Genomic DNA, 10,632 nt, shown 5'->3' on the forward strand with positions numbered 1-10,632 from the left:
AAATCATGCCTACGATCAATGAAAACTTTTTGAAGCTGGAGAAAAACTATCTGTTCATCAATATTGCCAAGAAAGTGAATGCATTTCTGGCAGAGAATCCGGATGTATCCCTGATTCGTATGGGAATCGGTGATGTGACACTGCCCATTGCACCGGTCTGTGTAGAAGCAATGAAAAAAGGCGCTGAGGAAATGGGCGTCAAGGAAACCTTCAAGGGCTATGAGGACAGCGGTGCAGGTTATGACTTCCTGAAAGAAGCCATTGCCGGCTACTATCAGAAATTTGGTGTTTCTCTGGAATTAGACGAGATCCGTGTAAACGACGGTGCGAAGAGTGACTGCGGCAATATCGTGGATATTTTCGGAGATGACAATATCGTACTGATCACCGACCCGGCTTATCCGGTATACGTGGATTCCAATAAAATGAGCGGCAGAACGGTTATCTATGCTGATTCCAATGAGGAGAACGGTTTTGCGGCAATGCCGGATCCGTCTGTTCATGCAGATCTCATCTATCTCTGCTCGCCCAACAATCCCACTGGTTCTGCTTATACCAGAGCACAGCTGAAAGAGTGGATTGACTACGCAAAGCAGAACAAGGCGATCATCATCTATGACGCTGCATATGAGGCATTTATCACAGATCCGGATGTTCCCCACAGCATCTATGAGGTAGAGGGCGCAAAGGAATGTGCCATTGAAATGTGTTCGCTGTCCAAAACAGCAGGCTTTACTGGTATGCGCTGTGGTTATACCATTGTTCCGCTGGCACTGCATGTCACAGCTTCTGATGGAACCGATGTCAGCATTGCACAGCTCTGGGGAAGACGGCAGGGAACTAAGTTCAACGGCGTTTCCTATCCGGTACAGTGCGCAGCAGCTGCTGTTTTCACAGAAGAGGGACAGAAGCAGATTCACGAGAATATTGCATATTATCAGGAAAATGCCGCAATTATCGCAAAGACCATGGAAGAACTGGGCATCCAGTATACCGGCGGAAAGAATTCTCCCTACATCTGGCTCAAGTGCCCGAATGGTATGTCCAGCTGGGAATTCTTTGACTATCTGCTGCACGAGATCGCTGTTGTTGGTACACCGGGCGAGGGCTTCGGCAAGAACGGTGAGGGTTGGTTCCGCCTGACCGCATTCGGCGACAGAGACAAGACCATTGAGGCGATGCAGCGCATCAAGCAGCTGCTTTCAAAATAAGACAATTGGAGGAAACGAATCATGCGAGCTGTGATTACTGTAATCGGTAAAGACAATGTAGGCATTCTGCACAAGGTCAGCGGTGTCTGCGCAAATTATCAGGCAAATGTTCTGGAAGTGACACAGAGTGTCCTTCAGGATATGTTTGCCATGATCATGATGGTGGACATCACCGGAATGACCACGGATTTTACAAAGCTGAGCGATGAACTGAGCGCACTGGGTGAGGAACTGGGACTGTCCATCCATACCATGCACGAAGATATTTTCAACGCAATGCACCGTATCTGACCGAATTGAATAAGCAGGAGAAATAATAACATGAATAGTACTATGTTTAATGCAGGAGATATTCTGGAGACCATCCGGATGATCCAGGATGAATGTCTGGATATCCGGACGACGACAATGGGAATCTCTCTGCTGGACTGTATTGACCCGGATATCAACAAGGCTTGCGACAAGGTCTATGATAAAATCACGACTAAGGCAGAAAAGCTAGTTGAGACAGGGGAAAAAATTGAAAAGGAATATGGTATTCCGATCATCAACAAGCGTATTTCCGTAACGCCTATTGCTATGCTAGCAGCGGCTTGTCCGGGCGAAAATCCCGTAAAGTTTGCAAAAGCACTGCAGCGTGCTGCGGAAACCTGCGGCGTAAACTTTGTCGGCGGTTATTCTGCACTGGTACACAAGGGATTCAGCGCAGGTGATCTGGAACTGATTCGTTCGATTCCGGAGGCACTGGATGTAACGACACGTCTTTGCTCTTCTGTCAATGTTGGTTCCACCAGAAGCGGTATCAATATGGATGCAGTCCGTATTATGGGTGAGATCATTCTGGAATCGGCAAAGCTGACAGCAGACCGCCAGTGTGTAGGTCCGTCTAAACTGGTGGTATTCTGCAATGCACCGGAGGATAATCCGTTTATGGCAGGTGCTTTCCACGGCGTAGGCGAACCGGATTGTGTCATCAATGTGGGCGTTTCTGGTCCCGGCGTAGTTCGTTCCACCATTTCCAAGTATCCGGATGCTTCCATTGATCAGCTGGCGGATATTATCAAAAAGACAGCGTTCAAGATTACTCGTATGGGTCAGCTGGTCGGCGCAAAGGCGTCGCAAATGCTGGGCGTTCCCTTTGGTATTGTCGATCTGTCTCTGGCACCGACGCCAGCAGTAGGGGACAGCGTGGCACATATTCTGGAGGCAATGGGTCTGGAGGTGTGCGGTACACATGGTACCACTGCGGCACTGGCTCTGCTGAACGATGCAGTGAAAAAGGGCGGCGTTATGGCTTCGTCCAATGTCGGCGGCTTGTCCGGCGCATTCATTCCGGTTTCGGAGGATGCAGGTATGATCGACGCAGCTGTAGATGGCACACTGACACTAACAAAGCTGGAGGCAATGACTTCCGTATGCTCTGTTGGTCTGGATATGATTGCCATTCCCGGCGATGTCGAACCGTCTACGATCTCTGCGATTATTGCAGATGAAATGGCAATCGGCATGGTGAATAACAAGACAACTGCTGTTCGTGTGATCCCAGCTGTTGGTCTGAAGGAAGGCGAAATGCTGGAATTCGGTGGACTGTTCGGCAGTGCTCCGGTTATGCCTGTCAGCACAAAATCTTCGGCGAAGTTCATTTCTCGTGGCGGAAGAATTCCCGCACCTATGCACAGCATTAAAAACTAATGGCACAGAAGAGACAAACAGATATTGTGATCATCGGCGGCGGTGCCTCAGGCCTCGCCGCCGCTGTTGCAGCAAAACGAATTGCACCAAATTTACAGGTGTGCATTGTGGAACGAAATTCACGTGTGGGGAAGAAGATCCTTGCGACTGGAAATGGACGGTGCAATCTGGGAAATACCAATCTGTCCCTCATGCCTTACCATGGCACGTTGACAGAGCTCTTGCCGGAAGTTTTTGCTGCAACACTGGATGCGGAAGCGTTTTTGCAGTCTATGGGATTGTATTGCCGTCATGAAGCAGACGGCAGACTATATCCTCATTCCAATCAGGCGGCATCTGTCCTGGATGCCCTGCGCCTGACGGCGGAACAGATGCAAATCGAAATGTTGTGCGACTGTGCCGTTTTATCATTATCGAAAAACGCAGAGCAGTTTGCAGTAGAAACAGCTCACGGAAAAATAGAAGCAAAGGCAGTGATTCTCGCAGCAGGCGGTATGGCGGCGCCGAAAACCGGTTCTGATGGTATGTTTTTTTCATGGCTGCGTGAGCTGGGACATGGTATGCCAACGTTGCAGCCGGCATTAGTGGCATTTGCAACAGACCCTGAGCTTGTGCGCCCTTTAAAGGGCATCCGTATTGCCGCAAAAGTTAGCGCATGGTCAGGCACCGGAAAACTGCTTGGGGAAGAACCCGGGGAAGTGCAGTTTACAGAACGCGCCTTGTCTGGTATTTGTGTTATGAATCTTTCAGCGCAATGCACAGTGGAAAATCCGGCTGTTTTATCTCTGAATCTTCTGCCGGAGTATTCGCAGGAACAGGTGATTTCCCTTCTCTGGGAAATTTACGCTGTACGGACAGAGTGGACACTGGAGAATTGGCTGACAGGTCTGTTTCCCAAAAAAATCGGTGTGCAGCTGCTGCGTGCAAGTCATATTTCGCTGCCATTGGATGCACCGGTTTATCGTGTGACACCTCAGGAACTGGAACAGCTTGCGGTGCAATGTCAGGCATGGCGGTTTCCGGTTCTATCCCGTGGCAGCTGGCAAGAAGCGCAGGTCACAGCCGGGGGTATTCCATTGGCGGAAGTAGATCCTATGCTACAATCAAAAATGACAGGAGGATTATATTTTGCTGGTGAGATTTTGGATCTGCACGGAGACTGCGGCGGTTATAATCTGAATTGGGCATGGCGTTCCGGACAATTTGCTGGACAAAATGCAGCACGTGCTCTCATGGAGCGAGATCAGGAAGGAGTGTGAGGGATATGATCAAACTGACAAATCTGGCAATGCCCCTTGGATTCACGGAAAAGCAGCTGCATCAGGCTGTTGCAAAGAGACTGCATGTAACAAGAGAAGATATCCTGTACATACAGTACTTGAAAAAATCCATTGATGCACGGAAAAAACCACATATTTCCGTGGTATTGGCACTTGCTTTAGAACTTAGAAATGAAGCAGCGGCTCTCAGAAAAATGGCATCGGACAAGGATGTGCAGCCCTATACACCATATCAATATCACATTCCGCAATGTCAGCTGTCGGATGCAAGACCGGTGGTGGTTGGTTTCGGTCCGGCAGGCATGTTTGCGGCGTTGCTTCTGGCAAAAGCTGGTCTATGTCCACTGGTGTTGGAACGGGGCGCATGTGTAGAGGAACGTCAGAATGATGTGGCGAGATTCCGGCAGACAGGCTGCCTTGATCCGGAAAGCAACGTGCAGTTCGGCGAAGGCGGTGCGGGTACGTTTTCGGACGGAAAGCTAACCACAGGAATTAAAGATTCCCGGATTCGCTTTGTACTGGAAACATTTGTGTCCTGTGGCACACCGGAAGAAATTCTCTATCTGGCAAAACCGCATATCGGTACGGATAACTTGATCGGTGTCGTCCGGACAATGCGTGAAACGATACAGCAATGCGGCGGAGAAATCCAGTTCCATGCATGTCTAAAAGAATTGAAGCAAAGAGATGGAAAACTCGTTGGTCTGGTCTACGAAAAGGATGGAGAATGTCGCGAAATTGCTGCAAATCATTGCATTCTTGCCATAGGACACAGTGCACGAGATGTGTTTTCCATGCTGTATAACAGTGGTATCCAGTTGACCCAGAAAAATTTTGCTGTCGGTGTTCGTATAGAACATCCCCAGAAATGGCTGGATCATGCCATGTATGGCAGGGAAGCAACACCGCCGGAACTGCCTGTTGCTGATTATAAGCTGGCAGTGCATCTTCCGAACGGACATAGTCTGTACACATTTTGCATGTGTCCGGGTGGGGAAGTTGTTGCGGCATCATCGGAACCTGGCAGATTGGTTGTCAATGGCATGAGCAATTATGCCAGAAATGGTTCCAATGCCAACAGTGCTCTGCTGGTCGGCATTTCTCCGGCTGAGTTACAGGATTCTCATCCGCTGGCTGGTGTGGCTTTTCAGAAACAGCTGGAAGAGTCTGCATTTCAAGCTGGCGGAGGTAATTATTTTGCACCGGTATGCTGCGTGGGAGATTTTTTAGCCGGACAAACACCGAAAACGCTTGGATCTGTTGTACCCACATATCGTCCCGGTGTGACATTGTGTGCGCCGAAATCCTATCTGCCGTCGTTTATTGTGGAAACCTTGAGAAATGGTATACCTGCTATGGATCGAAAAATCTTCGGGTTCGCAATGCCGGATGCTGTATTGACTGGCGTGGAAAGTCGCAGTTCGTCACCAGTACGAATCGTCCGGAATGAAACGTGCGAATCAGTATCGCTGCAAGGTTTATATCCGTGCGGCGAAGGTGCAGGTTATGCCGGCGGTATCACATCAGCGGCGGTGGATGGTATGCGATGCGCAGAGCAGATCATCCGGCGGTATCAATGACAGGGGATGCAAAATATCCCCAAAATGCAATTGCACCAAATACAAATTTGGCGCAATTAGAAGTGCGAAAAAACAGGGAAGGAGTTTATAAACATGGAAATTGACCGTACTCAATGCCCCGACTTTTTTCTGGATTATATTTTGTATATCACTGTCACGAAATCACTTTCCAGCCGGACGGTGCAGGAATACTATTTAGATATTCGGCTGTTCCTCAAGTATCTTCGTATGATGCAGGATCCGCAGTATCAGGATATGGATGATTTACAGCAGATTCCGATCCGGGATATGCGGGTTTCTATGCTGGAGCAAGTTCAGCTGCAAGATCTGTACAATTATTTATACTATGTAACTGAGGAACGTGAAAATCACGATCGTGCCCGCGGCAGAAAGGTTTCAGCACTGCGGAGCTTCTTTGGCTATCTGTTTCATCATCAAAACGTTATCTCACACGATCCTACAGAACGTCTGGAATTGCCGTCTCCAAAGAAAACGCTGCCTCGTTATCTGACCTTAGAGCAAAGTCAGCAGCTGCTGCAATCACTGGATACAGCGTATCCGGAACGGGATTATTGCATTCTGACCTTATTTTTGAACTGCGGGATTCGATTGAGTGAGTTAGTCGGACTTAACTTAACAGATATTAACATGAAAGAAGCAAAAATGCGTGTACTCGGTAAAGGCAATAAAGAACGTATGGTTTACTTGAATGATGCGTGTATGGATGCGCTGCAAGCATACTTAAAAGTGCGGGAATTGCCGGAAGGTTCTACAGAAAAGGCAGTTTTTCTCAGCAAACGCCATACACGGATCAGCAAGCGGCGTGTACAACAAATCGTGGAAACTGCGCTAGAACAGGCAGATCTGGGCGGACAGGGTTATTCAACCCATAAGTTGCGCCATACGGCGGCAACGCTGATGTACCAGTATGGAAATGTTGACGCATTAACCTTGAAAGAGGTACTGGGACATGCCAGCACTTCAACAACTGAGATTTATACGCATTTATCAAATCAGATTTTAAAACATGCCACGGACAGTTCTCCCCTGGCACATTTTGAAAAGCAAAAAAAAGAGGGGGAGGAGGAAAATCACTGACTCCCCCACTTCCCTTCCTTATTTTGAAGTAATTTCCTATTGAAAAATAGAGCTGCTGCACCTTTCCACAAGGATGCAGCAGCTCATAAAAATATCGGTCAGGTAACCGCTTATAAGGGGTTCTTAGATAAATAGTTTTGACTAACTAAACTAGGATGCTTCTAAGGAAAAAATAAATGCGCCTATAAGAATAACTTTTTATATCTTATCAAACCATTTTTTCTTCCACCAATTGTCGAATGTGTGGCATGCACACTCGCAGCAATAAACGATCCCCTTTTTCATTACACGAAAAATTCCTCACATACCAGATTCAACATCCCATTTCAGCGAACCGGAACGATATAGATAATCTCCCGGAGTAACTATTCAGTCCCTACACCAGAATCACACTGGACTCACCGAACTTGTGACAGCAGTGTACGGAAAGCAGGTTGTGAGCTGTGATATCAACATCTACAACAGCGTCTATGACGTAACGTGTTTCTTTCGCCTTGGCTGCTGCGCATAATGAGGGCAGCCGGCGAAGTCGGAATGAAGATGATTTTCCGTATGATATGATCCGGGGCTGAAAGAACCGTAAGATATGAACCGTTGTAACCGCTCTGACTGCCCGGTTTTTTACCGCTCTTCTTTCTGAGGCTGCGGTTCTTGTTTATAGGCTTCCTGAATCCGTGGGGGTTCATTCCGAAAAAACCGTCGATCCATTGTGTTGCAACGGGTTCAATGGTTTTTCTGCATTGCTTTTTCTCACCCATGAGTGAAGCCCAAATTGCCCTCAACGCCTTGTGCGTAAATGGCTTCAGCGTTTTTGGCAACCCGAGTTTTACGGATTCAGATCCCTATCAGATACCAATGTGAAAGCGTGTTGCCAGGCGTCACCAATCCTGGAATGAATTTTTATGCCGATACCGTCCGGCGGTTTTTCTGGTTTTCACTCCGTTTTGGAACGCAAAGTCGATCTGCCCTGTCTCAGTCGTGATGCATACCTTGCGGGGACCGTGACCCAACTGCTCCGGCACATTTGTCCGTATTCCTCTGGAACGGCGAGGATCTGAGTGATCTGCTGCAGCGACATGGCGCTTGCGCTCCGTATTGCAGAATACAGAATATTCTTCTTCAGTTCCGTCCACATAACACTGAATTTGACCGGTTTTTGAGGAAATATCCAGCGTTTCAGTCACGCCCACACCGTAGCAGTTCACCTTGCATAGATTGCCTCGAATGTCAATTTTAGTGGTTTCCACATTCTCCAACAGTATCTCCCCCGCATCGGAGGATACGCCCAAGTTGCCTGGAAATTTCAGGTCACTTAGGTGTACGCTCTCCGACCTGGATTGGATAATAGCTTTGCCCGTAAAACTCTCCGGCAGTTTAATAAGCAGCTGATCGTCCTTTTTCAGATTGATAAGAGCCAGCGTTCCATAAATACCAATCGCTGCATGGTCGATCAGTTTGAGCGTATTGCCCTCCTGCTTCACCTCCAAGCTGCGCATAGTGGTGTCCCGCCAACTCAGTTCAATTTTATCCGTGGCGGAGCCCATGACCCGGATGGCAAACAGCTTGCAGTTTACCTCCAATCGCTCAATCTCCGTCACCGGATATTCTACATACTCAAGTCCCATGATTATTCATCCTTTCTGTGAAAATAAGAATTAATGAAAAGATTAATGAACGCATAGCAGATACCGCCTGCCACAAGAATGGCATAGCACAAAAACGGGTTTAAGCCCAGTGCCGCTACGGAGGTGACAATGGCCAGGAAAGCCACAATGCTGAAAGCAACAGTCTTGCAGACCTGTATTCTTTGCTTAATGCGATGAACCCTGTACCGTTCCTGAAATGGCTCCGGCAGTTTCAAAAGCATTTCCTGAAATAACTGCTCTGAAACCGATCTTTCGGACAAATACTGCTGGACAAGTTCCAGCCGTTTCTCCAACTCGATCCGCTCTGAGCTCTTGTCAGGATCAGTAGCCTGCCAAATGTCCAGAATATCCCGGATTTTCCGCGTCTTCGCCGCCGTATCCAGATGGCTCTCTCGATAGGAGAGAAGGAACTCTACCAGAACCAGACACTCCATCAGGGCGTACCCGCCCAGATAGACCCCATACAGCAGTTTGCTCCGGCCGGTAGAATCCATGAGCTTTGTCAGTGCAGGGAACACGGTAATGACGAACATCAATGCCACATTCAGGATATAGTTGGGGATGCTTGCCGACGAGGTGTTGATCGTCAGAGTGGTATGGATGCTCCAAACACTTGCCAGAGCCAAAAAACTGATGAGATACACCGTGATCTCTTTCAGCAGAAGAATGAACGCCGCCCAGTCAAATACAGATGTAACGGGAACGGAAATCTCCAATGCCATCATGGTCATGGCGATGGCGACCACGCCATCAAACAGGGCGTCAAGCCGTGGGTGAGTACGCTCGGTCAGGTTCTTTAGCTGCCGCTGTTTCCACACATTCAAAGTAATCACCTCCTTTTGTCCAACTAAGGGTTGATTATCCTACCTTCGTATGATATAATTATACTGGAAGTCATGTAGAAATACAATCAGCAGTTTTTGTGAAAAAGGTTGGATAACCAACTCTTTCAGTCAAATAGGTTGAATAGGAGGACTTAGCGTGGAACAACAGCGAATGAATTATAATGACCTACGGGTGCTAAAGACGGAAAAGCTGATTCGCGGTGCATTTCATGAGTTGGCACAGGAAAAACCCATCTCAAAAATCACAGTGAAGGAATTGGTGAAGCGGGCGGAGATCAACAAGACCACTTTTTACGCCCACTATGAAACCATTCAAGACCTAATCGACACCTTGGAACGGGAGACTATCGTCTACATTGTGGATAACATGGGCAGTGTGACTCGGCTTTTAGAGGAACCGGAACGATTCATTGATGACCTGTATCATGCTCTGGCTGATTGCCGCATTAACTCCATTTCACACATCAATCCCAACCACACTGATTTTACCAGGCGGCTGAATCAAAGCATCCATAAGGCATTGGAAGAAAAAGAAGTAGATGTTCGGCAGCATCAGCAGATGCGAATTTTGATTCTCTTCATCGTCAGCGGACTTCTGGGTCTGCTACGGAATCCATCGCCCACAGAGGAAACAAACTTGGCATTTATCAAGAAGTTCGTGAGGAATGGGTTGGGATAAGCGAATAAGGCGTAATAGCTCTTGATACTGTAAAAATTGATACAAGCAATAAAACCATTCGTGAGATAACAGATGAAATTATGGCACTTTGATATTGATACCTTCCAGTGTACGCACAGACAAAACCGAATCCCTTACCCCGTAACGGTGCATACGGCATCGTTATGAGGGGTGTGCATTTTTCACCTGTGCGGGTGCATCGTTACGGGATAAAAAGGCTTTACCGTTATGTTGTATCATTTATATGACGGCAACCGATCCGTTTACGGGTACAGGCACATTCATCGTGCGTGTTGGTGATACGTACTTCTATTATATCACTTTTCTGAATAAAAACAAAGACGGCATCCTCCCAATTTCATGTTGGGAGGATGCCGCTTTCATTTTAGCTTATGTATATGCCGTCCCCACAGAGCCATCTGCACGGACTTGAGAGCCACCCTTGCTGGATTTTGAGAGTCACTCTGCCGGAGAGTAGAGCAGCCCGAGAAAAGGTGATATAATATCATAAGCACACAAATTGGTGTGACTTTGATATTAGGAGGTTGTAAAAAGTCAAGTAAACCATACAACAATTCGCCAGAAAGTGTACAAAAAGTAT

The 10,632-nt window shown here is 47.6% G+C and carries 9 protein-coding genes; 7 read left to right on the forward strand and 2 right to left on the reverse strand.

The window, feature by feature from the left end; genetic code table 11:
- The first annotated feature begins 5 nt into the window (after positions 1 to 5).
- The 6 genes from Q0418_RS08840 (at position 6) to Q0418_RS08865 (ending at position 6,861) form a co-directional block, all read left to right on the forward strand.
- Positions 6 to 1,211 carry an LL-diaminopimelate aminotransferase gene (locus Q0418_RS08840; protein WP_298483769.1) on the forward strand — a complete coding sequence of 402 codons (1,206 nt, stop codon included), beginning with the start codon at positions 6 to 8 and terminating at the stop codon, positions 1,209 to 1,211.
- A gap of 21 nt (positions 1,212 to 1,232) precedes the next feature.
- Complete coding sequence (locus Q0418_RS08845; RefSeq protein ID WP_298483770.1) at positions 1,233 to 1,502, forward strand: ACT domain-containing protein; 270 nt, start codon at positions 1,233 to 1,235, stop codon at positions 1,500 to 1,502.
- Between the two features lie 42 nt (positions 1,503 to 1,544).
- The gene (locus Q0418_RS08850; RefSeq protein ID WP_298483778.1) at positions 1,545 to 2,903 is read left to right on the forward strand and encodes a PFL family protein; all 1,359 of its coding nucleotides are present in this window, start codon (positions 1,545 to 1,547) and stop codon (positions 2,901 to 2,903) included.
- On the forward strand, positions 2,903 to 4,162 hold the full coding sequence (locus Q0418_RS08855; RefSeq protein WP_298483771.1) for an aminoacetone oxidase family FAD-binding enzyme: 1,260 nt from the start codon (positions 2,903 to 2,905) through the stop codon (positions 4,160 to 4,162). The genes Q0418_RS08850 and Q0418_RS08855 overlap by 1 nt, the downstream gene beginning before the upstream one ends.
- Positions 4,163 to 4,167: 5 nt before the next feature.
- Positions 4,168 to 5,763 carry an NAD(P)/FAD-dependent oxidoreductase gene (locus Q0418_RS08860; protein WP_298483772.1) on the forward strand — a complete coding sequence of 532 codons (1,596 nt, stop codon included), beginning with the start codon at positions 4,168 to 4,170 and terminating at the stop codon, positions 5,761 to 5,763.
- A gap of 93 nt (positions 5,764 to 5,856) precedes the next feature.
- The gene (locus Q0418_RS08865) at positions 5,857 to 6,861 is read left to right on the forward strand and encodes a tyrosine-type recombinase/integrase (RefSeq protein ID WP_298483773.1); all 1,005 of its coding nucleotides are present in this window, start codon (positions 5,857 to 5,859) and stop codon (positions 6,859 to 6,861) included.
- An 878-nt stretch (positions 6,862 to 7,739) separates the two neighbouring features.
- Here Q0418_RS08865 and Q0418_RS08870 read toward each other — a convergent pair.
- Positions 7,740 to 8,486: a DUF4097 family beta strand repeat-containing protein gene (locus tag Q0418_RS08870; protein WP_298483774.1), complete on the reverse strand. Its 747-nt coding sequence runs from the start codon at positions 8,484 to 8,486 to the stop codon at positions 7,740 to 7,742.
- Between the two features lie 2 nt (positions 8,487 to 8,488).
- Complete coding sequence (locus Q0418_RS08875) at positions 8,489 to 9,325, reverse strand: TMEM175 family protein (RefSeq protein ID WP_298483779.1); 837 nt, start codon at positions 9,323 to 9,325, stop codon at positions 8,489 to 8,491.
- Between the two features lie 163 nt (positions 9,326 to 9,488).
- On the opposite strand from Q0418_RS08875, the gene Q0418_RS08880 reads away from it, so the two are divergent.
- Positions 9,489 to 10,031, forward strand: coding sequence for a TetR/AcrR family transcriptional regulator (locus tag Q0418_RS08880; protein WP_298483775.1), 543 nt, complete (start codon positions 9,489 to 9,491; stop codon positions 10,029 to 10,031).
- Positions 10,032 to 10,632 lie beyond the last annotated feature (601 nt).

The sequence above is a fragment of the uncultured Ruminococcus sp. genome (assembly GCF_937915125.1).
Lineage (GTDB): Bacteria > Bacillota > Clostridia > Oscillospirales > Ruminococcaceae > Ruminococcus_C.

Coding starts and splice junctions, on each gene's coding strand:
- Q0418_RS08845 (WP_298483770.1), top strand. CDS start 1,233: ATGCGAGCTGTGATTACTGTAATCGGTAAAGACAATGTAGGCATTCTG.
- Q0418_RS08850 (WP_298483778.1), top strand. CDS start 1,545: ATGTTTAATGCAGGAGATATTCTGGAGACCATCCGGATGATCCAGGAT.
- Q0418_RS08865 (WP_298483773.1), top strand. CDS start 5,857: ATGGAAATTGACCGTACTCAATGCCCCGACTTTTTTCTGGATTATATT.
- Q0418_RS08840 (WP_298483769.1), top strand. CDS start 6: ATGCCTACGATCAATGAAAACTTTTTGAAGCTGGAGAAAAACTATCTG.
- Q0418_RS08855 (WP_298483771.1), top strand. CDS start 2,903: ATGGCACAGAAGAGACAAACAGATATTGTGATCATCGGCGGCGGTGCC.
- Q0418_RS08870 (WP_298483774.1), bottom strand. CDS start 8,486: ATGGGACTTGAGTATGTAGAATATCCGGTGACGGAGATTGAGCGATTG.
- Q0418_RS08860 (WP_298483772.1), top strand. CDS start 4,168: ATGATCAAACTGACAAATCTGGCAATGCCCCTTGGATTCACGGAAAAG.